This window comes from Kribbella sp. NPDC003505 (assembly GCF_040610875.1).
GTDB lineage: Bacteria > Actinomycetota > Actinomycetes > Propionibacteriales > Kribbellaceae > Kribbella.
The window spans coordinates 240,284-261,091 of sequence record NZ_JBEXNA010000011.1 but is presented as its reverse complement, the minus strand read 5'-3'; the positions used below and the strand labels follow the sequence as shown (position 1 = coordinate 261,091).

Sequence of the window (20,808 nt, the reverse complement as noted above, 5' to 3'; positions counted from 1 at the left end):
CGGCGGGGGTGATTAGGGTGCGAGTATGGATCGGTTTGTGGTGGTGCCGGCGGCTTATGTGATTGTTCGGCGGGGGGACGAGGTGTTGTTGTTGCTGCGGGCCGACACCGGATACATGGATGGGTACTGGGCAGTGCCCGCGGGGCATGTGGAGCGGGGTGAGTCGGTGCTCGCGGCGGCGGTGCGGGAGCTCAAGGAGGAGGTCGGGATCGACGTCGACCCGTCGGACCTCCAACCGGTCACGGCGATGCACCGCACGGGCGGCAACGGGGATCCGATCGACGAGCGGGTCGACTTCTTCTTCGTCACCGAGAAGTGGAGCGGTGAGCCGCGGCTGATGGAGCCGGACAAGGCGGCCGATCTCGACTGGTATCCGTTGGACCGGTTGCCGGATCCCGTCGTCCCGCACGAGGCGCGGGTGCTCGCGTCGTTGACCGGTGACGCGCTTCCCGCCGTGATCGCCCAGGGTTTCGCCTGAGTTCACCGCCGGGCCCCCGCCGTGAGGTTCGCTGCGGTGTCAGCGAGCACAGGAGCGTGGGGCGATGAACGAGCCGTGGTTCCACCTGGCGATCGTGAACGACGGCCGGCACAGCGTCGTGTACGTCGACTCCTCGGAGCTGCTCCGCAACCCGGCGAACTCCGCATCGTCACCCGTCCCCTCGAGCCGTCGCAGTTCCTGAACGCCTAGAGATGTGAGCGGATCAGGGCTTCCTGGGCGGGGAGGAGGGCTAGCTCGGCGGGTGTGAGTGTGCGGTTGTTGCCGCGGCGGCGTAGTGCCTCGGGCAGGCCTGGTGTGGGGTCGATGGAGTTGGCGAGGTAGGTGGCCAGCGCGTCGCGGAGGAGGTCGGTGAGGGCCTCGTACGTCGGGTCGAGGGCGACCTGGGCGAAGATGATCGCGGTCATCGCGACGTCGAACTCTGGTGTGCCCTCTTCTGCGTTGCGCCAGTCGATGACGACCGGGCCGTCGGCGGTAGAGATCACGTTCAGCGGGTGCAGGTCGCCGTGCACGACGACCAGGCCCGGCGTACCGCTAGGGGCAGGGATTGCCTGCAGGCAGTGGTGCAGGTCGGCGTGGATGCGGCCGATCTCGACGGCGCCGAGCTCACCGGCCATCGCGGCGTCGCCGAGCGTCGGTCCGTCGAGGCGCTGGATGACCATGTCCGCGCCATCGACGTCGCGGACCGCGGGCACCGGATACCCGTGCTGCGCGACGTGCCGCATGAAGTCGGCCTCGTCGCGGACCGGGTGACCGTTGCGGTACCGCCGCAGCACCCAGTCGTCGTCGATCGCGTAGATGTCCGCGTCCCGGCCGAACGCGAACGGCTCCGCGTCCGCCGGGAGGTTCATCCGGCCTGGCAGCCGCCCACTGCCGGCTCCATCGGCTGCGCGCCGATCGTCGGCATCCCGAGCATGACGCCCGGGGCAGAGCCCGGTGAAGGAGCCGGCGCGCCCTGCGCCCGCTCCCAGGCATCCCCGGCGCGCGTCCGGCGGACGGCGCCGAACACGTCCGCGACCAGGTGGTGCGGCGCGGCGTACGTGACCTCGACCGTTGCCATGTCACCCGGTCGCGGCGTCTCGGCGCCTTCCGGTACGGCGAAGTGCACCAGGCGGTTGTCCGCGGCGCGACCGCTGAGCCGGTGGGTGGCGGCGTCCTTGCGCCCCTCCCCCTCGGCCACGAGCACCTCGACGGAGCGGCCGACGATCTGCTTGTTCTCGGCCCAGGCCATGTCGTCCTGCAGGGCGACCAGCCGCTCGTACCGCTCCTGGACGACGTCGCGCGGGACCTGGTCGGTCATCGACTCGGCCGGCGTGCCGGGACGCTTGGAGTACTGGAAGGTGAACGCACCCGCGAACCGGGCCTGCCGGACCACGTCGAGCGTGCCCTGGAAGTCCTCCTCGGTCTCCCCCGGGAACCCGACGATGATGTCGGTGGTGATCGCCGCGTCCGGCATCGCCGCGCGCACGTCCTCGATGATCTTCAGGTAGCGGTCCCGCCGGTACGACCGGCGCATCGCCTTCAGCACGGTGTCCGACCCGGACTGCAGCGGCATGTGCAGCGAGGGCATCACGTTCGGCGTCTCGGCCATCGCCTCGATCACGTCCGCGGTGAAGTCGCGCGGGTGCGGCGAGGTGAACCGGACGCGCTCCAGCCCGTCGATCTCCCCGCACGCCCGGAGCAGCTTCGAGAACGCGTACCGGTCGCCGAACTCCACGCCGTACGAGTTCACGTTCTGGCCGAGCAGCGTCACCTCGAGCACGCCCTCGCCGACCAGCGCCTCGACCTCGGAGAGGATCTCGCCCGGCCGGCGGTCCTTCTCGCGGCCGCGCAGCGCCGGCACGATGCAGAACGTGCAGGTGTTGTTGCAGCCCACGCTCACCGACACCCAGGCCGAGTACGGCGACTCGCGCCGGGTCGGCAGCGTCGACGGGAAGACCTCGAGCGACTCGAGGATCTCGACCTGCGACTCCTGCTCGATCCGGGCCCGCTCCAGCAGCACCGGCAGCGAGCCGATGTTGTGCGTCCCGAAGACCACGTCCACCCACGGCGCCTTGCGCGTGATGGACGCCTTGTCCTTCTGCGCCAGGCAGCCGCCGACGGCGATCTGCATGCCGGGTTTGCGGGCCTTCACCGGCGCCAGGTGACCGAGGTTGCCGTACAGCTTGTTGTCGGCGTTCTCCCGGACCGCGCAGGTGTTGAAGACCACCACGTCGGCCTCGTCGCCCTCGGGCGCACGGACATAGCCCGCGTCCTCCAGCAGCCCGCGCAGCCGCTCGGAGTCGTGGACATTCATCTGGCACCCGTAGGTGCGGACCTCATAAGTACGCATGACAGCCACCAAGAGTACGTGCCGCGGTGGAGGTTTCCCTACCTGGGCCAGCGGGCTGGCACCCCTGACCGCCGGTCACCCGGCGACAATAGTGAGGGGCATGAACAGTTCTCGCCGTCAGTTCCTCGCCCGTACCGCCGCCGGCGCCGTCGTCCTCGCCGCAGGCGCGTTCCCCACGACCCCCGCGTTCGCAGTACGCGGTACCGGCATCACCGGCATCACCGCCCTCACCGACGTCACCGTCGTCGACGTCGCCACCGGCCGGAAGAACCCGCACCGGACCGTGCTGATCAGCGGCGACCGGATCATCGGCGTCGGGCGGCTCCCGGTGCCGCGCGGGGCCGCGGAGATCCGCCTGAGCGGGAAGTACGTCATCCCGGGCCTCGCCGACCTGCACGTCCACAGCCTCGGGGACGAGCGGGTGTCGCCACCTCTCTATCTGGCCAACGGTCTGACCACCGTCCGCGAGATGGCCGGCACGAACCCGATGCTGTACGACTGGCGCGACCGGATCGAGGCGGGCACCCTGCTCGGCCCGCGGATGGTGGTCGCGAGCAACATCATCGACGGCGACCCCACCCTGTGGGACCCGAACCTGATCCAGGTCATCGTCGTCGACGACGCCGCCGCGGCCCGGGCCGCCGTACGGCGGGTCAAGTCCGAGGGCGCCGACTTCGTCAAGGTCTACTCGCGGCTGAGCCGGGAGTCCTGGCGCGCGATCGTCGACGAGGCCCGCAAAGTCGGTCTGACCGTCCACGGTCACGGCCCCGACCAGGTCACCTCGAAGGAGGTCAGCAACGCCGGCCAGCGCAGCATCGAGCACATCCACTCGCTCGGCCTGGCGGTCTCGACCCGCGAGGCCGAGGTACGGCGGATGCTGCGCGCGATCACCGTGCCGACCGGCGACTACAACGCATGGTTCCGGCAACTGCACCCGATCGAGTGGATCGCCGCGAACACCTACAGCCCGGCGCGCGCCGCCGACGTGTTCGGAACGCTCCGCCGGAACCGGACCCGGGTCACGCCGACGCTCACCATGCACAACGTGCTCGATCAGATCGACTACACACAGCTCGACCCGGCGCTCGCGAAGTACCTCAGCGCAGACTCGATCGGCACCTACGACTACGTCATCGAGAACCTGTACGCCGCCAACCGCACCGCCGAGGAGATCTCCCACCAGCGGCAGATGTGGGCGTGGCGGCAGCGGTTCGTCCGGGAACTGTTCGCGCACGACGTACCGATCCTGGCCGGCACCGACACCGGTACGCCGTACTCCGTGCCGGGGTTCGCCCTGCACGACGAGCTCGAGCACCTGGTCGGCGCCGGCGCCACGCCGCGCCAGGCGCTGTACGCCGCCACCGCCGAGCCGGCGAAGTTCCTCGGCCTGAACACGGGCGCGGTCGAGCCACGCAAGATCGCCGACCTGGTCGTCCTGGACGCCGATCCGCTCGCCGACATCCGCAACACCCGCCGCATCCACACGGTCGTCGCCCGCGGCCGCGTCATCTCCCCCGCCGAGCGCGAGCGGATGCTCGCCGCCGTCGAGGCAGCCGTGAAGGAACCCGCCGCCCCGACGCTCGCCGCCGGCGCCTGCTGCGGCGCCCACCGCCCCGCCTGACCCCTGCTTTGTGCACCCACCAACCAAAATCCTCGTCGAGTATTGGTTGGTGGGTGCTCAAAGTCAGGCTGGAGGGATCACGCGGGCGGCGTGATGCTCCAGATGCCGCGGCCGTGGGTGGCCGCGTAGATGTTGCCGTCGGGGCCGGACTCGATGTCCATCACCGTGGTGGTCGGCAGGCCGGAGCCGAGCACCTGCCAGTTGGTCGCCCCCGGAGCCCGGTAGAACGTGGCCAGGTCCGATCCGACGACGAGCGCTCCGTTCGCCAACTGCTTGACGGCGCTCGTCGGGACGTCCGGCAGGTTCGCCGAGATGTCCGACCAGGTGGCGCCGCCGTCCTTGGTCTCGTAGACGTGGCCGACACCCGCACCCGGGCCCTCGGTGAAGCGGCGCGAGAAGCCGTTCACGGCGACGTACGCGTGCTGTCCGTTGGCCGGGTCGATGCCCACGCCCGCGAGGTACCGGTTCGGGAACTCCGACGGCAAGGTCACCTGGTGCCAGGTGCCGCCGGCGTTGGTGGCCAGGCCGCGGGTGAAGCCCGCGTTGTTGCACGGGCCGCACCAGCTGACCCAGCCGACGCCGCCGCGCATCGCGACCGCCGTCGCCGAGTGCCCCGCTCCGAGATCGAACGCCTTCGTCCACTCGGACGCGCTGCGCATGCCCCAGCCCTTGGTGGAGGTGTAGACGTACTGACCACCCGCGATGAAGCCGTTCGAGTTCGCCGAGTCGATCGCGATCGGTGCGATGAACCGCGGGCTCGGGTCACCCGGGTCCAGACTCCACGAGCTCGCCTCGGCCTCACTCAGCGCACCCTTGTTCAGCGCGCAGTTGTTGGTGATCTTGACCGCGAGCGCGACGTACTCCTGCAGCTGGTTGCAGCCGTTCTGCGGATCGGCCGCCCCGTCGCCGCCGTCACCGCCGAAGTTGGAGCCCATCTTGGTGTCACTGTTGCTGCCGTTCGGCTGGACGGCGAACAGGTTCGAGACGCCGTTGTCCTGCAAGCCGCCGGACACCACGACGCCGCCGTGCTCGGTGTCCTTGCCGACCGACACCGAGTAGTACTGCAGGGCGTCCATGGTCCCGTCGGTGGTCAGCGACTTCCAGTCGGTGCCGTTGTTGTTCGCGTTGACCTGGCCGTTGACCGGCCGCTGGTAGATGCCGCCGTCGTTGCCGACGAAGACGACCGGCTTGCCGCCCGAGGTACCGACCGCGACCGAGTGCTGGTCGGAGTGCGGCGCCATCGGACAGGTGTTCTTCGAGTCGTCGATGTTCCAGCAGGGGAAGCCGAAGTTCCAGTACGGCCCGACGGTAGCCCAGTGCGAGCCGGCGTCGGTCGTCTCGAACACTTCTTCCAGCCCCGCCCAGACGTGGTCGGCGTTGGCCGGATCGACGGTCAGGAACTGGTTGTACCAGGCCTGGACGCCGACGGCGTACCCCTTGCGGTCCAGTGCGGAGCCGCTGTTGTGCAGGATCTGCGGGTCGGCGATCTTGTTCCACGGACCCGACGGACTGCCGGTCTTGGAGACGAAGATGCCGGCCAGGCTGGTGCTGCCGTTGATCTTGCTCGGCTGCTGCACCATCGCGTACAGACGATCGCCGGTCTTGCTGAACGCGAACGTCGTGTAGCCGACGTCGGTGCTGTTCTTGATACCACCGAGCACCACGTTGAGCCGCTTCCAGCTCGACGGACCCGCGGTGTAGTCGTTGGTCTCGTAGAACCCGTTGTAGGTGTCGCCCGATCGCCAGCCGATGGCGGCGATCACGTGCTTGGGGTTCTTCGGGTCGATCGCGATGTCGTTGACGATGTTCTTGTACGCCGCGTTCGTCGCACCGCCGGTCTGGCTGCCGGCCGGCACCAGCACGTTGCCGGCGTCGTCCTTGATCTCCGGCATGAAGTCCGGGTTCGGGTAGAAGGCGACCTTCCAGGCGCCGGCGGTCGTCGACGCGTCGTGGTACCAGACGCCGCGGTTGGTGGCCGCGAACACCTGCCCGCCACCCCAGCGCAGCCGGCCGACGGTGGTCGATTCCAGTTCCTTGCCGCCGACCCGGTCGGACGGCGAGTAGGTGCCGGTCGTGGGATTCGCGAGGCGGTAAACGCCCGATCCGACGTACGACGTACCGCCGGTGTTCGCCTCGCCGGTCGCGTACCACAGCGAGCCGTCGCCGGCGAGCTGGAGATCACCGCCGCTCAGGGACGGCAAGGTGTCGCTCAGCGGTGTCCAGTTGCCGCCCCCGGTGCTGGAGCGCCACACGCCGCCGTTCGCGCCGGCGGCGTACACGTGGTTGGCGTTGTCGGCGGCAAGGCCGGTGATCCGGCCGGTGACATAGCCGGCGCCGCCGCTGGAGTTCGAGTACCAGTCGCGGTACCGGGCGTCGTCCGCGTCGTACGGCACCTTGGTGACCTCACGCCACGCGCCGGCGGTGTGCGGCAGGGCGGTGAGCTGGGCGAAGGCGGCCGAGTACGCGCCCGGTGCGACGATGCCGCCCGGCGCGGTCCGGGCCTGCTCGAACTCGTCGGCGATCGTGAAGGCTTCCTTCGACTCGCTCTGCATCTCGGCGGGGTTGCCGCCGGCGATCATCAGCGCCTTCTCCATCACGGCGGCGTTGTAGTGCCGCCCGGCCCACTGATGTTTGAGCCACTCTTCCTTCAGCTCGTAGCGGCCGGCGTAGGCGCCGATACCGGCAGCGACGAGGGCGGTCCCCAGACCGCCGGCGATGACTTGACGACTGCGTTTGGTCAGCGAGATCCGCATGACGTACTCCGGTGTGGTTCTTGGCGGGTCGCCGTCGACGTGGCGGCGCTCCCGTAGCCCTGTCGTGCGAGGGCCGCAGGGACCATACGTCCACTTCCGCAGGCGTGGAAGTGATTGTCCTCCGACGATCAGTTACATAGGGAAAACATGCATTTCGGCGATCCGTGACGACCGTCGCACGGAGCGTGCCTTTATTGCAGATCGTTACCACCGTGGTACCACCCAGCGCTGCGACCGGGCCCCCGGCTCCGCTAGGTTCTGGCCATGAGCGATTCCGACACGCTGACGCAAACCGGTCTGGTCGCGCTGACCGGCGTCAACAAGCATTTCGGCGAACTGCACGTCCTGAAGGACATCAACCTGTCCATCGACCAGGGCGAGGTCGTCGTGGTGATCGGCCCGTCCGGGTCCGGCAAGTCGACGCTCTGCCGTGCGATCAACCGGCTGGAGCCGATCGACTCCGGCACCATCACGCTCGACGGGCAGCCGCTGCCCAGCGAGGGCAAGGACCTGGCCAAGCTGCGCGCGGACGTCGGCATGGTCTTCCAGTCCTTCAATCTGTTCGCACACAAGACGATCCTGCAGAACGTCACCCTCGGTCCCTGCAAGGTCCGCAAGACGGACCCGAAGCAGGCCGAGAAGCGGGCGATGGAACTGCTGGAGCGGGTGGGGGTGGCCTCGCAGGCCGCGAAGTACCCGGCCCAGTTGTCCGGCGGCCAGCAGCAGCGCGTCGCGATCGCGCGGGCCCTGGCCATGGACCCGAAGGTGATCCTCTTCGACGAGCCCACCTCGGCGCTCGACCCGGAGATGATCCAGGAGGTCCTCGAGGTGATGATCGACCTCGCCAAGCAGGGCATGACGATGGTCGTCGTCACGCACGAGATGGGCTTCGCCCGGACCGCGGCGAACCGGGTGGTGTTCATGGCCGACGGCGAGATCGTCGAGCAGGCCGACCCGGAGACCTTCTTCACGAACCCGACCTCGAGGCGGGCCCAGGACTTCCTCGGCAAGATCCTGAAGCACTGATCCGGCAGTCACACCGCCCGCGGGCTGTACCAGCAACGAAACGAAGGGGAACCTGATCATGAGAATGCGCACCCTCGTCGCCACGTTCGGCGTCGCAGCGCTCGCGCTGACCGCCGCCGCGTGTGGCAAGGACGAGCCGAGCGCCGGCGGCGGCAACAGTGGCGGCAACGCGTCCGACTCCTGCGGCGAGCTGCACAAGTTCACCGCCGCGAGCGGCGTGGACGTGGCCGGCAGCCAGACCTTCACCAAGGCGAAGTCCCGCGGCAACGTGATCGTCGGCGTCAAGGCCGACCAGCCGAACCTCGGGTACAAGGACGCCGACGGCAAGCGCTGCGGGTTCGACATCGAGGTGGCCCGGATGGTGTCGGCCGGTCTCGGCTTCGACCCGGACAAGATCGAGTACAAGGAGATCCCGTCGGCGAACCGCGAGACCGCGATCGCCGGTGGTGAGATCGACTACTACGTCGGCACCTACTCGATCACCGACAAGCGTAAGAAGCAGGTCTCGTTCGCCGGCCCGTACTTCATCGCCGGTCAGGACCTGCTGGTCCGCAAGGACGACACCTCGATGGACGCCGGCAAGACCGCCCTGAAGGGCAAGAAGGTCTGCTCCGCGACCGGCTCGACCCCGATCCAGCGGGTCAAGGACGAGCAGCTGACTGAGGCGAGCAACATCTCCGAGTTCAAGACCTACTCGGAGTGCGTCTCCCAGCTGCTGGACAAGAAGGTCGACACGGTCACCACCGACGACGCGATCCTCAAGGGGTACGCCGCCACGGCGCCCGACGAGCTCCGCGTGGTCGGCAAGCCGTTCAGCACCGAGAAGTACGGTATCGGCCTGCCGCTGGCCGACAAGGCGCTGCGGGACAAGGTGAACTCGATCCTCGAGACCTCGGCCTCCGACGGCACCTGGAAGGCGATCTACGACGAGACGCTCGGCAAGTCGGGTTCGGACTCGACGCCGCCGCCGCTCGAGAAGTACTGATCCATCAGCCGGCCGCGGTGTCCGCTTCGGGCGCCGCGGCCGGATTCTGTTCCTGAAGGCAAGAGGAAGGTCGCGATGTTCTCGGTCCTCACCGACAACTGGCCGCTGTTCCGGGACGGCTTCTGGCTGACGATCCGCCTGTTCCTGGTGTCCGGTGTGCTCAGTCTGGTGTTCGGCACGATCCTGGGCGCGTTCCGGGTCTCCCCGGTGCCGGCGCTGCGCGGTATCGGCACCGGCTACGTGAATGTCCTGCGGAACACTCCGCTGACGCTGGTCTTCGCGTTCCTGTTCTTCGGCGCCGCGAAGATGCAGCTCGCGCTGCCGAACCCGTTCTGGACCGGCGTCGGCGCGCTGACGATCTACACGTCGGCCTTCGTCTGCGAGGTGGTCCGGTCCGGCGTCAACACGATCGCTCCCGGTCAGGCCGAGGCGGCCCGGGCGATCGGCATGTCGTTCAACCAGGTGCTGTCGATCGTCGTCCTGCCGCAGGCGTTCCGCGCGATCATCCCGCCGCTGATGAGCGTGTTCATCGCGTTGCTGAAGAACACCACGATCGCGGCCGGGTTCTCGGTCGCGGAGGCCGGCTCGATCCCGGCCGCGATGTCCGAGCGCGGCGAGAACCAACTGCTCACCCTGCTGTGGATCACGATCGGCTTCCTGATCCTGATCGTGCCGCTGATCTTCCTGCAACGATGGGCCGAACGACGGACGGCGGTGGCCTGATGAGCACAGTCCTGTACGAGACCCCGGGCCCGCGGGCGAAGGCCCGCAACCGCATCACCAACATCCTGGTGATCGTCGTGCTGGTCGGCGCGCTCGCCTGGCTGATCAACCGGATGTACCAGAACGGCCAGTTCGAGGGCCGGCTCTGGCGGCAGTTCCAGTACTCGTCGATCCAGCAGCAGCTGCTGGACGGTCTGCTGAACACGCTGCGGGCGGCCGGTCTCGCGGCGGTGCTCGCGCTGCTGTTCGGCGCGGTCTTCGCGGCGGCGCGGATCAGTGACCACAAATGGGTCCGGACCCCGGCGACGCTGATCGTCGAGCTGTTCCGCGCGGTCCCGCTGCTGATCCTGATGTTCTACTTCTACTTCGGCAACATCCAGTTCCAGCTCGGGCTCAGCCCGTTCTGGGCGGTCGTGTTCGGCCTGACGCTCTACAACGGCTCGGTGCTCGCGGAGATCTTCCGCGCCGGCATCGCCGCCGTGCCGAAGGGCCAGCGCGAGGCGGCGTACGCGCTCGGGCTGCGGAAGAACCAGGTGGTCCGGCTCGTGCTGTTGCCGCAGGCCATCAGTGCGATGCTGCCGGCGATCGTCAGCCAGCTGGTCGTGCTGCTGAAGGACACCGCGCTCGGCTTCATCATCACCTACGCCGAACTGCTGTACGTCGCGAAGCAGATGGGCGGCCGGTTGACCTACGGCTTCCCGTACATCCCGACGTACATCGTCGTCGCGCTGATCTACATCGGGCTGTGCTCGCTGCTGTCCCTGCTCGCCCGCTACCTCGAGGGCCGTTCCCGGCGGCGCCGCAAGATCACCGGCGCCCCGCCGCCGATGACCGAGGCACCGGACGCCGCCAGCACGCTGGACGCCGACGACAAGATCTGACCCGAAGGTCCCTCCTCGCACGAGGAGGGACCTTCTCAGTTTCCGGGGCCGAGGTCGTACGTCGCGCGGACGCCGGCCAGGATCACCCGGACGCCGTGCTCGAACTCCGCGTCGGGGTCGGCCGCGAACAGGTCGACGACCATCCGCGCCGTCAACGGGTAGCGCTCGGCGTCGACGGACTGCCTGATCTCGTCGCTCTGGTACGGATTGCCGTCCGGGTAGTCGACACCGGTCTGCGCCTGCTCCTCGATCACGTAGCCGATCGTGTAGTGCAGCAGGAGCGGGAACACCCGCGCGACGTCGCGCGCCGAGAACCCGGCGTCCTCCAGCGTGCGCAGCGTCAACTCGGTCACCCGCCACATGGAGTCGTCGCTGACGTTGGTGCCGGCGAGCACGCGAGCGCCGTCCCGGTACCGCAAGAGGGTCTTGCGCAGCCGGCCCGCCAGCTCGGCCAGCCAGTCCTGCCAGTCCGTCCCTCGTCTGGGCGCCTCCAGTCCGTCGACGGCGCTGACGAACAGCACGCGCGCCATTGCGTCGAGCAGCTCACGCTTGTTCTTGACGTGCCAGTAGAGCGCCGGCGCCTGGACGCCGAGCGCGGCGGCCACCTTGCGCATGGTCAGACCGTCGACCCCGCCGTCGTCGAGCAACGGCAGCGCCGCGGTGGCGATGGTCCTGGCGTCGAGCTTCACGTCGATCTCCTGTTCGTCCTTGACAAGCTTAACAACGTTTTGCTCTCCTTAACAGCGTTAAAGGAAATCGAAGGACGTTAAGGAGAAGCTCATGGATGTGGTGATCGCCGGCGCCGGGCCGACCGGGCTGATGCTGGCCGCCGAGTTGCGGCTCGCCGGGATCGACGTGGTGGTGGTCGACGCGCTGCCGGCCCGGACGGGCGAGTCGCGGGCGGGCGGCATTCACGCCCGCACGATGGAGATCTTCGACCAGCGCGGCCTGATGGACCGTCTGCGGCCGCTGGGACGGCCGATCCCGGCGGGCCACTTCGGCGGGCTGCGGATGGAGTTCGGCGACTTCCCGACCCGCTTCCCGTTCACGCTCGGCATCGTGCAGGCGGTCATCGAACGCGAGCTCGAGGCCCACGCGACCGAGCTCGGCGCCGCCGTCCGCTGGTCCTCGCCGGTGGTCGGGATCCGTCAGGACGACGACGGGGTCGAGGTCGAGGTGGGCGGCCCTGACGGCGGTGTGATCCGCTGCTCGTACCTGGTCGGTTGCGACGGCGGGCGCAGTACCGTCCGCAAGCTGGCCGGCATCGGGTTCGACGGCACGGACGCGACGATGGTCGGCATGCTCGCCGATGTCGAGCTGGCCGAGCCGCCGGCCGGCACGGTCTTCGGGCAGCGGCGCGGTCCTGGCGACTTCTCGGTGATCCAGTTCCAGCCGGGCTGGCACCGGCTGATGGTGCAGCGGTACGACCGGGTCCAGGATCGTGCGCACGAGCCGTCGTTCGAGGACTTCCGGGACTCCTTCCGCGAGGTCGCGGGCACCGACTTCGGGATGCACAGCCCGCGGTGGGTCTCGCAGTACGGCGACGCGGCACGACAGGCCGACCGGTACCGCGAGCGGCGGGTGTTCCTGGCCGGGGACGCGGCGCACATCCACTTCCCGGCCGGCGGCCAGGGGCTGAACCTCGGCGTACAGGACGCGGTCAACCTCGGCTGGAAGCTCGCCGCCGTCGTACGGGGCCAGGCGCCGAGCGGACTGCTGGACAGCTACGAGGCCGAGCGATTCCCGGTCGCTGCCCGCGTGCTGCAGAACACCCGGGCGCAGACCGCCCTGTCACGCCCTGGCGCGCACGTGAACGCGTTGCGCGACACGTTCACCGGGCTGCTCGACGTCGACGACGTTCGCTTCCGGATCGGCCTGATGATCACCGCCCTCGACCTCGAGTACGACGTGAAGGGCGATCATCCGCTGACCGGACGTCGTGTCCCGGACGCGGACCTCACTGTCGGAGGCGAGGCCACCCGCGTCCATCGCCTACTGACCGCCGGCCGGCCCGTTCTGTTGGCCTTCGACGACGGCGTCGTACCGTCCGTCGACGGGTGGGTGGACCGCGTCGACCGCGTCCAGGCGCAATGCGGCCCCAAGCGCTGGACGATCCCCGGCGTCGGCGACGTGCCCGCGCCGGCCGCGGTACTGATCCGGCCGGACGGGTACGTCGCCTGGGCCACGGACGGGCCGGCCGCCGAAGGGCTGGACGAGGCGATGACGACCTGGTTCGGCCCGGCGACCGTCAGCGCAGCGTGTTGAACGAGTCGCGGATGATCTCCAGCGCCTCCGTGGCTTCTTCCTCGGTCAGCGTCATCGGCGGAGCCATCCGAAGCACGTTGCCGTACAGACCGCCCTTGCCGACCAGCAGACCGCGGTCCTTGGTCTCCTGCTGGAGTTTGGCGGTGGCGGCCGCGTCGGGGGCGTTGTCGTCGGGCTTGACGATCTCGGCCGCGAGCATCAGGCCCTTGCCGCGGACGTCGCCGAGCTCGGGGAACTCGTCGGAGATGCCGCGCAGGCCGTCGGCGAGCTGCGCGCCGCGCTTGGCGGCGTTCGCCTGCAGGTCCTTGTCCAGCAGGTAGTCGATGGTGGCCTTCGCGGCGCTGGTCGAGATCGGGTTGCCGCCGAAGGTCGACAGCGAGTTCGCCTTGATGCTGTCCATCAGGTCGCCGCGCGCCACCACGCCGCCGATCGCGAACCCGTTGCCGAGCCCCTTCGCGAACGTCATCGCGTCCGGGACGACGCCGTGCGCCTGGATCCCCCAGAAGTGGTCGCCGGTCCGGCCCCAACCGGTCTGCACCTCGTCGGAGATGAACAGGATCCCGTACTCGTCCAGGACCTCCTTGAACGCGGCGTACAGGCCGTCGGGCGGCGAGGAGAACCCGCCGACGCCCTGGATCGGCTCCGCGATCAGGCACGCGACGTCACCCGCGGTCGTGGTCTCGATGACGTTGCGCAGGTCGTCGACGCAGACCTTGACGTAGTCGGCCTCAGGCAGGTCCCGGAACGGGCTGCGGTAGCGGTACGCGCCCTGCACATACTGCACGTTCACCGGCGACAGGCTGCTCGCGGACCAGCCCCGGTTGCCGGTGATCGCGACGGTGCCGAACGCGCGGCCGTGGTACGAGTTGCGCATCGCCAGCACCTGGTTGGAGCGGCGGTTCTGGGTGGCGAGCAGCAGGGCCGTCTCGTTCGCCTCGGTGCCCGAGTTCGCGAAGAACACCTTGGCGTCCGGGATCCCGGACAGCTCGGCGATCTGCTCGGCCAGCTCGATCTGCTTGCGGATCAGGTACACGGTCGAGGTGTGCGCGATCCCGGACCCGAGCTGCTCGCGGACCGCGTCGGAGATCTCCGCGATGTCGTACCCGATCGCGTTGGTGAGGATCCCCGCGAAGAAGTCCAGGTAGGTGTTCCCCTCACCGTCGGTGACCCGGCGGCCGGACCCCTGCACGATCTCGATCGGCTCCTCGTAGTACAACGCGAGCCAAGCCGGCATAACGGCCTTGTGACGCTCCCAGAGCTCCGCATGTGTCATGTCCAACCATTACCTCACCTGATAGAGCACGTCTATCGGGCCACACAATCGCTAGTCTGCTCAGCGTGACGATGCCGAGCATTCCGCATGTGGACATCGAGTCCCTGGAGCAGTTCGACCGGCTGCTGGCCGCCGGCGCCACCGCGATGGCCGGGTGGCGGGTGCAGTCGGTGGACCTGACCGGGCGGACGGCGGAGCTGCTGATGCTGAAGCCGGCCGGATCGGTGTTCCTCGGCTGCGCACTCGAGGACAAGGCCGAGCTGTGGATCCGGGACGGCGGCGGGCTGCTGTTCCCGGCGATCCCGGCGCTGCCGTTCGACGCGTACCGCGGGCGGCTGTACGACGCCGACGAGCTGTACGCCGGGATCGAGCACGGGTACGCCGCCACGCCCGACGCGCGGATCTACGCGTGGTCCCGCCAGCACGACGAGCGGGGCGACACGAGCCGCACGCTCGCTGCCGCGCTGCACGACCACGCGATCGCGGACGCCCTGGCGGAACTGCCCGACGACAAGCCGTGGGTCGGGGTGATGGGCGGTCACGGCGTGCTGCGCGGCGACGACAACTACCGGGCGGCGGCGCTCCTCGGCCGTACGCTTGCCCGCCGCAACCAGATGGTCGTCACCGGCGGTGGGCCGGGCGCGATGGAGGCCGCCAACCTCGGCGCGTCGCTCGCGTCGTACGACGAGGTGGAGGTCGACGCCGCGCTGGCCGAGCTGGCCGCCGTACCGTCGTTCCGGCCGTCGATCGGTGCCTGGGCCGCGGCCGGGCTCAGCGTGCGCGCCCGCTTCCCCGGCGACGGCGGCGTGTCGATCCCGACCTGGTTCTACGGCCACGAGCCGCCGAACGTGTTCGCCGGCTCGATCGCGAAGTACTTCTCGAACGCCCAGCGTGAAGACGTCCTCCTCGGCCGCGCCCGCGGCGGCATCATCTACCTCCCCGGCGCCGCCGGCACCGTCCAGGAGGTCTTCCAGGCCGCCACCCCCAACTACTACGGCGACGCCGCCACCCAGATCCCGCTGATCCTGGTCGGCATCGACCACTGGACGGTGCGACTCCCCGTCTGGCCGCTCCTGGAGTCCCTCGCCGCCGGCCGCCCACTCGCACGGTCGATCCACCTCGTCGACACCATCGACGCCGCCGCCGCCCTCGTCGGCTGAAAATGGTCTCCATGGGTGAGTTCGTGTTGGTACCGGGGGCTCGGCTGGGAGCCTGGGCTTGGGACGCCGTCGCGGAGAGGCTGCGGGACGCCGGGCATGCGGTGTACGCGGTGACTCTGAGCGGACTGGCGGAGCGGCAGGGGCCGGGCTGGGAGCGGGTCGGGCAGCAACAACACGTCGACGACATCGTCTCGGTGATCGAGGGCAACGACTTGTACGACGTGGTGCTGGTCGGCCACAGCTACTCGGGGATCCCGGTCGGGCAGGCAGCCGGGCAGATCGGAGACCGGCTGCGCCGTGTCGTGTACGTCGACTCAAGCATTCCGGCTGACGGCCTCTCGTTCGCCGACGGGTGGTCAGACGACGACAGGGCCTGGCTGGAGGAGCAGCTGCTCGAAGGCGACGGCACCTGGCTGCCGGCCGGAGCGGAGCACTTCGTCGACCAGGACCTGTCCGACGAGGCTGTCAGCCGGCTCGTGTCGCGCAGTACGCCGCACCCCGGCCTGACGCTGACGCAGCCCGCACGGCTGGCCAGGCCGATCGGCGAGCTGCCGACGACGTACGTCAAATGCCTCATGGCAGGTGACGAGCCCGCTCCCGACGTACAGCAGCAGCTGAAGTCACCGCAGTGGCAGCTGGTCGAGATGCGGACCGGTCACTGGCCGATGCTCTCTCAGCCGGCCGAACTGGCGAGGATCCTCGCGGCGGTCTGGTCGTAGGGCGAGTCAGGCGACCTGGCGTGGCGTGAACTGCATCTGCGGGGCGGCGTACGCGTCCTGTGACTCGACGAGCTGCAGTTCGCGCTCCCCCGACTCGTGCGTACGCGTGAGCAGGTCGAAGACGCTGGAGGTCGTCCGGGCGAGCGCTTCGGACAGATCACCGGTCCGGCGGTAGTGCGCCGTGAAGAGCGCTGCCGTCACGTCGCCCGAACCGTTCGCCTTCATCGGGATGTGCGGCGTCTGCACGAGCCAGGCGCCGCTGTCGTCGACGGCCAGCATCTCGATCGTGCCGTCCTCGCGGTCGGGGCGCTCGACGCTCGTGACGAGCACCGTCCGCGGCCCGGTCGCGCGCACCAGCTCCACCGAGGCCAGCGTGGACTCGAGGGTGTCCGGCTCGGTGCCGGTCAGGAAGCCCAGCTCGAACTGGTTGGGTGTGATGATGTCGGCCGCCGGCACCACCCGGTCGCGCAGCAGCACCGGGATCGCGGGAGCGACGAAGCAGCCGGACTTCGCGTTCCCCATCACCGGGTCGCACGAGTAGACCGCCGCCGGATTGGCCGCCTTGACCCGCTTCACCGCCTCCAGGATGACGTCGGCGATCCCCTCGCCGCCCTGGTAGCCCGACAGGACCACGTCGATCTGCGGCAGGACCCCGCGCTCCTCGATCCCGAGCAGGACCTCGCGCACGTCGTCCGGACTGATCAACGGGCCCCGCCACGCGCCGTACCCGGTGTGGTTCGAGAAGTTCACCGTGTAGACCGGCAGCACCTCCACGCCGATGCGCTGGAGCGGGAACACAGCGGCCGAGTTGCCCACATGCCCGTACGCGACCGCGGACTGGATCGAGAGAATCTTCACCGCTCGATCATGCCCGTTCGGACCGGCGCCCGTGCAAGCGGGTCGGTTTGTCGGTGGGGTGGTTTACGGTGCGCAGCATGGCGAACTTTGTGTTGGTGCCGGGGGCGTGGCTCGGGGCGTGGGCCTGGGACGAGGTCGCGGGGATCCTGCGAGCCGAGGGCCACGACGTGTATGCGGTGACCCTGAGCGGGCTGGCTGAGCGGCACGGCGAGGACGCGGGGCAGCAGCAGCATGTCGAGGACGTCGTGGCCGTGGTCGAGGACAACGACCTGCGCGACGTCGTGCTCGCCGGGCACAGCTACTCCGGGATCCCGGTGGGGCAGGCAGCGGGCCTGATCGGGGACCGGCTGCGCCGGGTGGTGTACGTCGACTCGAACATCCCGGCCGACGGGCAGTCGTTCGTGGACGGCTGGTCGGCGGAAGGTCAGGCCTGGGTGCGCGGCCAGATGGAGGGCGCCGACGGTTTCTGGCCGCCGCTGACGGCGGAGGACTACGTCGGCCAGGACCTGTCCGACGAGAGCATCGCGTTGATTCTGAAGCGCGGTACGCCGCATCCCGGCCGATCGATCACCGAGCCGGCCCAGCTGACCAAGCCGATCGGCGAGCTGCCCACGACGTACGTCAAGTGCCTGATGGACGGAGCGACGCCCTCGTCAGCCGTGGTGGAGCAGCTCTCGTCCCCATCCTGGGAGCTGCTGGAGCTGGATACGGGCCACTGGCCGATGTTCTCCCAGCCGGCCGCGCTCGCGAAGCTCCTCACCGAGCTCCGCTGAGCCATGCCTCCGCTGTGTCGAGGAACGCGTCGACCTCTTCGATGTCGTACCCCTCGGAGAGCCGCGTCGGGCTGAACTGCACCCGGCGGACTTCCTGCGCCGTCACCGGCCGGCTGACCGGGCGGCCGTTCACAGTCGCCATCACGCGGTCGACGAAATCGTCGACCTCGTCCACGGCGTACCCCTCACGCAGCCGGACCGTGGTGAACTGCGGCGCCGGACGTCCTCCGGTCTCCGGCGCGACCGCGGGCTCGGTCGCCGGTTGCCCGGGCAACCAGCGTTCTGCCTCGGCGAGGAAGTGGTCGACGTCCTCGACCGGATACCCGGGGCCGAGCAGCGGCGTCCGGAAGGCAGCACCGCGGATCTCGTCGCGGGTCACGTCCGGCCCGACGGACCGGCGTTCGGCCGTCGCGAGGATGCGCGCCACCAGGGCGTCCACCTGTCCGCAGTCGTAGCGCTGCCCGAGCCGGCGCACCCGGAACTCGGGCTTCAGCATCAGGACTCGCTCGCGGCGAGCTGACCGCAGGCGCCGTCGATCTCCTGACCACGGGTGTCGCGGACGGTGACCGGGATCCCGCCGGCCTCGAGGCGGCGGACGAACTCGCGCTCGTCGGCCGGGTCGGACGCGGTCCACTTCGAGCCCGGCGTCGGGTTCAGCGGGATCAGGTTGACGTGCACCCAACCCCAGTCGCCGCGGGCGTTGAGCTTCTCGGCGAGCAGATCGGCCCGCCAGGCGTGGTCGTTGATGTCGCGGATCATCGCGTACTCGATCGAGACCCGCCGCTTGGTCTGCCGCGCGTACCCCCAGGCCGCGTCCAGCACCTCGTCGACCTTCCAGCGGTTGTTGATCGGCACCAGCTCGTCACGCAGCTCGTCGTCCGGCGCGTGCAGCGACAGCGCGAGCGTGACCGGGATCCCCTCGGTCGCCAGCTGGTTGATCCGCGGCACCAGCCCGACCGTCGACACGGTCACGCCGCGCGCGGAGATCCCGAGGCCTTCGGGCGACGGGTCCGTGAACCGCCGGACAGCGCCCATCACGGCCTTGTAGTTCGCCATCGGCTCGCCCATGCCCATGAAGACGATGTTCGACACCCGGCCCGGGCCGCCGGCGATCTCGCCGCGGGCGAGCGCCCGCGCGCCGTCGACGACCTGCTCGACGATCTCGGCGGTCGTCATGTTGCGGGTCAGGCCACCCTGGCCGGTCGCGCAGAACGGGCACGCCATCCCACACCCGGCCTGCGAGGACACGCACATCGTCGCGCGGCCCGGATACCGCATCAGGACGGACTCGACCAGCGAGCCGTCGAGCAGTTTCCAGAGCGTCTTGCGGGTCTCCCCGTTGTCGCACTCCAGGTCGCGGACCCGGGTCAGCAGCGGCGGCATCAGGTCCGCCACCAGCTTGTCGCGGGTCGCGGCCGGCAGGTCGGTCATCTCGGCGGGGTCGGACACCAGCCGGGAGAAGTAGTGGTTGGACAGCTGCTTGGCGCGGAACGCGGGCTCGCCGAGCGCGGCCACCGCCGTCCGCCGTTCCTCCCCGGTGAGATCGGCCAGGTGCCGCGGCGGCTTCTTGGCACGGCGCGGCTCATCGAAGACAAGAGGCAGGGAGGTAGACATAACCGACCTATTGTCGCCCGCCGGCGGGACGCTTCACAAATTCACATCCCATGACCCGCGTCACCCGGCTTACGGTCGGAGTGCCCGAGTTTGCGGTCCGGAGCGATCCGGTCCCGCACCAACTGCTTCAAGTACGGGATCTCGGCGAACCCGCCCTCGGCCTTCCGCGACCACAACAGCTCCCCGTCGAGGCTGACGTCGAACACTCCCCCGGTCCCCGGCACGAGCGCCACCTCACCGAGCTCCTTCGGGAACGTCGTCAGCAGCTCCTGCGCGGTCCACGCCGCCCGCAGCAACCACCGGCACTGCGTGCAGTATTCGATCTCCAACCGCGGCGCTCGACTCACGCCCTCACCGTACCGGCCGACGTTGTGCACCAGATCCGTGTCTCAGCGCGATCGCCGTACGGATCTGGTGCACAAAGCGGGCGTCAGGCCGAGTAGCCCTTCGGCGGGATGAGGGTGGCCAGTTGGTTGAAGGTCAGCCAGTACGTCGCGGTGGGCGCGAAGCCGGCCGGGTCGGCGATCAGGACGGTCTGGTCACTGTCGTCGTACCCGATCACCGTGAAGTAGTGGTAGATCGTGTAGTTCGGGTAACCCGGCGGGTGGTTGCTCGCCGGGGCGACGATGTTGGCGACGATCGGGTAGTTGTTGTTGATGTCGAGGACGACGTCGCGCCAGAGCAGGTCACGCTGCGCCTGGGTGGGCGGGTCGTTCGGCATCTCCTTGGTCTCGTACCAGCCGGTGCCGAGGTGGTTGTTGAGCACCCGGGTGACCTGACCGATCCAGTCGGTGCCGTTGGTCGTGGTGGGCAGCTCGTTGGCCAGTTGCTGCTGGCTCGGCGGGGAAATCCGGGCCGAGAGCGCGATCCGGGTCGCGGCCGGGCCGCACCAGTAGCCGGTCTGCTGGTACTGGAAGTCGATGTTCAGCGTCTTGAGGGTCTGCGTCGAGTAGCCGAGCTTCGGGACCGGCTTGCTCGCCGCGATCGCTTCCGCGGACACAGCCTGTGCTGCAGCTTGCGGTGCGGCGGTGGCCGCGTTCACCGGAAGCGCTGCGGCCGTTATGAGGGCGAGACCGCACAGCGCGGCCTTGAACTTCGTCGTGGGAATCATGTCAGCTCCTCACTGGACGACCGGGGCGGATCGTCCGGTTTGATCCTGACACGACGTGTTGTGCTGTGGTGAAAAGATCACCAACCCTTTCCAGGTCAGTCGAAAGGCTCGATGAACTCGCGGACCAGCCGGCGCACGGCCCGCTCCGGGTACGGCCGGGTCGACGTTCGCTTCGGCCGAGCGGATCCGCCTGGAGGTGGAACGGGAGTTCCTCACTC

At 69.2% G+C, this 20,808-nt stretch carries 21 protein-coding genes; 11 read left to right on the top strand and 10 right to left on the bottom strand.

All coding sequences use genetic code 11. From position 1 onward, the window contains the following. The first annotated feature begins 25 nt into the window (after positions 1-25). Together ABZX12_RS32715 and ABZX12_RS32710 are read left to right on the top strand one after the other, a co-directional pair. Positions 26-478, top strand: a complete 453-nt coding sequence (locus tag ABZX12_RS32715) for an NUDIX domain-containing protein (protein ID WP_355699307.1) — start codon at positions 26-28, stop codon at positions 476-478. Between the two features lie 64 nt (positions 479-542). Then, a complete protein-coding gene (locus tag ABZX12_RS32710) occupies positions 543-680 on the top strand; it encodes a hypothetical protein (protein ID WP_355699306.1) in 138 nt (45 codons plus the stop codon). Positions 681-684: 4 nt separating this feature from the next. Here the strand turns inward: ABZX12_RS32710 and ABZX12_RS32705 are convergent, their stop codons facing one another. Together ABZX12_RS32705 and miaB are read right to left on the bottom strand one after the other, a co-directional pair. Continuing rightward, entirely contained in the window at positions 685-1,347 is a 663-nt protein-coding gene (locus ABZX12_RS32705; RefSeq protein ID WP_355699305.1) for a phosphotransferase, read from the bottom strand. Beyond that, positions 1,344-2,828, bottom strand: coding sequence for a tRNA (N6-isopentenyl adenosine(37)-C2)-methylthiotransferase MiaB (gene miaB / locus ABZX12_RS32700; protein ID WP_355699304.1), 1,485 nt, complete (start codon positions 2,826-2,828; stop codon positions 1,344-1,346). Before miaB ends, ABZX12_RS32705 begins: the two co-directional genes overlap by 4 nt. Positions 2,829-2,928: 100 nt before the next feature. On the opposite strand from miaB, the gene ABZX12_RS32695 reads away from it, so the two are divergent. Further along, a complete protein-coding gene (locus tag ABZX12_RS32695; RefSeq protein ID WP_355699303.1) occupies positions 2,929-4,449 on the top strand; it encodes an amidohydrolase family protein in 1,521 nt (506 codons plus the stop codon). A 77-nt stretch (positions 4,450-4,526) separates the two neighbouring features. Here the strand turns inward: ABZX12_RS32695 and ABZX12_RS32690 are convergent, their stop codons facing one another. Continuing rightward, entirely contained in the window at positions 4,527-7,202 is a 2,676-nt protein-coding gene (locus tag ABZX12_RS32690) for a hypothetical protein (protein WP_355699302.1), read from the bottom strand. A 297-nt stretch (positions 7,203-7,499) separates the two neighbouring features. Between ABZX12_RS32690 and ABZX12_RS32685 the strand changes: the two genes are divergently transcribed. From ABZX12_RS32685 to ABZX12_RS32670, 4 genes are all read left to right on the top strand, one after another. After that, complete coding sequence (locus ABZX12_RS32685; RefSeq protein ID WP_355699362.1) at positions 7,500-8,228, top strand: amino acid ABC transporter ATP-binding protein; 729 nt, start codon at positions 7,500-7,502, stop codon at positions 8,226-8,228. A 58-nt stretch (positions 8,229-8,286) separates the two neighbouring features. After that, on the top strand, positions 8,287-9,213 hold the full coding sequence (locus ABZX12_RS32680) for a glutamate ABC transporter substrate-binding protein (protein ID WP_355699301.1): 927 nt from the start codon (positions 8,287-8,289) through the stop codon (positions 9,211-9,213). Positions 9,214-9,288: 75 nt separating this feature from the next. Continuing rightward, positions 9,289-9,936, top strand: a complete 648-nt coding sequence (locus ABZX12_RS32675) for an amino acid ABC transporter permease (protein WP_355699300.1) — start codon at positions 9,289-9,291, stop codon at positions 9,934-9,936. Further along, positions 9,936-10,817: an amino acid ABC transporter permease gene (locus ABZX12_RS32670; protein ID WP_355699299.1), complete on the top strand. Its 882-nt coding sequence runs from the start codon at positions 9,936-9,938 to the stop codon at positions 10,815-10,817. Before ABZX12_RS32675 ends, ABZX12_RS32670 begins: the two co-directional genes overlap by 1 nt. Positions 10,818-10,852: 35 nt before the next feature. Here ABZX12_RS32670 and ABZX12_RS32665 read toward each other — a convergent pair whose 3' ends face one another. After that, positions 10,853-11,506 carry a TetR/AcrR family transcriptional regulator C-terminal domain-containing protein gene (locus tag ABZX12_RS32665; RefSeq protein ID WP_355699298.1) on the bottom strand — a complete coding sequence of 218 codons (654 nt, stop codon included), beginning with the start codon at positions 11,504-11,506 and terminating at the stop codon, positions 10,853-10,855. 91 nt (positions 11,507-11,597) lie between these two features. Here ABZX12_RS32665 and ABZX12_RS32660 point away from each other — a divergent pair, with 91 nt between their 5' ends. Further along, positions 11,598-13,082: an FAD-dependent monooxygenase gene (locus tag ABZX12_RS32660; protein WP_355699297.1), complete on the top strand. Its 1,485-nt coding sequence runs from the start codon at positions 11,598-11,600 to the stop codon at positions 13,080-13,082. Here ABZX12_RS32660 and ABZX12_RS32655 read toward each other — a convergent pair. Then, a complete protein-coding gene (locus ABZX12_RS32655; protein ID WP_355699296.1) occupies positions 13,066-14,355 on the bottom strand; it encodes an aminotransferase class III-fold pyridoxal phosphate-dependent enzyme in 1,290 nt (429 codons plus the stop codon). The genes ABZX12_RS32660 and ABZX12_RS32655 overlap by 17 nt on opposite strands. A 71-nt stretch (positions 14,356-14,426) precedes the next feature. Here ABZX12_RS32655 and ABZX12_RS32650 point away from each other — a divergent pair, with 71 nt between their 5' ends. Together ABZX12_RS32650 and ABZX12_RS32645 are read left to right on the top strand one after the other, a co-directional pair. Beyond that, on the top strand, positions 14,427-15,515 hold the full coding sequence (locus tag ABZX12_RS32650; protein WP_355699361.1) for a Rossmann fold nucleotide-binding protein: 1,089 nt from the start codon (positions 14,427-14,429) through the stop codon (positions 15,513-15,515). Positions 15,516-15,526: 11 nt separating this feature from the next. Next, positions 15,527-16,234, top strand: a complete 708-nt coding sequence (locus ABZX12_RS32645) for an alpha/beta hydrolase (protein ID WP_355699295.1) — start codon at positions 15,527-15,529, stop codon at positions 16,232-16,234. A gap of 6 nt (positions 16,235-16,240) precedes the next feature. Here the strand turns inward: ABZX12_RS32645 and pdxY are convergent, their stop codons facing one another. Further along, entirely contained in the window at positions 16,241-17,092 is an 852-nt protein-coding gene (gene pdxY / locus ABZX12_RS32640) for a pyridoxal kinase PdxY (protein ID WP_355699294.1), read from the bottom strand. A gap of 77 nt (positions 17,093-17,169) precedes the next feature. Here pdxY and ABZX12_RS32635 point away from each other — a divergent pair, with 77 nt between their 5' ends. Beyond that, complete coding sequence (locus tag ABZX12_RS32635) at positions 17,170-17,865, top strand: alpha/beta fold hydrolase (RefSeq protein WP_355699293.1); 696 nt, start codon at positions 17,170-17,172, stop codon at positions 17,863-17,865. On the opposite strand, the gene ABZX12_RS32630 is transcribed toward ABZX12_RS32635, so the two are convergent. The 4 genes from ABZX12_RS32630 to ABZX12_RS32615 form a co-directional block, all read right to left on the bottom strand. Further along, the gene (locus tag ABZX12_RS32630) at positions 17,849-18,361 is read right to left on the bottom strand and encodes a DivIVA domain-containing protein (RefSeq protein ID WP_355699292.1); all 513 of its coding nucleotides are present in this window, start codon (positions 18,359-18,361) and stop codon (positions 17,849-17,851) included. The genes ABZX12_RS32635 and ABZX12_RS32630 overlap by 17 nt on opposite strands. Then, positions 18,361-19,479 (bottom strand): 23S rRNA (adenine(2503)-C(2))-methyltransferase RlmN, encoded by a 1,119-nt coding sequence (gene rlmN, locus ABZX12_RS32625; RefSeq protein ID WP_355483639.1) that lies wholly within the window; start codon positions 19,477-19,479, stop codon positions 18,361-18,363. Before rlmN ends, ABZX12_RS32630 begins: the two co-directional genes overlap by 1 nt. 41 nt (positions 19,480-19,520) lie before the next feature. Continuing rightward, positions 19,521-19,826, bottom strand: a complete 306-nt coding sequence (locus tag ABZX12_RS32620) for a SelT/SelW/SelH family protein (protein WP_355699291.1) — start codon at positions 19,824-19,826, stop codon at positions 19,521-19,523. Positions 19,827-19,909: 83 nt separating this feature from the next. Continuing rightward, positions 19,910-20,590, bottom strand: a complete 681-nt coding sequence (locus tag ABZX12_RS32615) for a C39 family peptidase (RefSeq protein WP_355699290.1) — start codon at positions 20,588-20,590, stop codon at positions 19,910-19,912. Between the last annotated feature and the right edge of the window lie 218 nt (positions 20,591-20,808).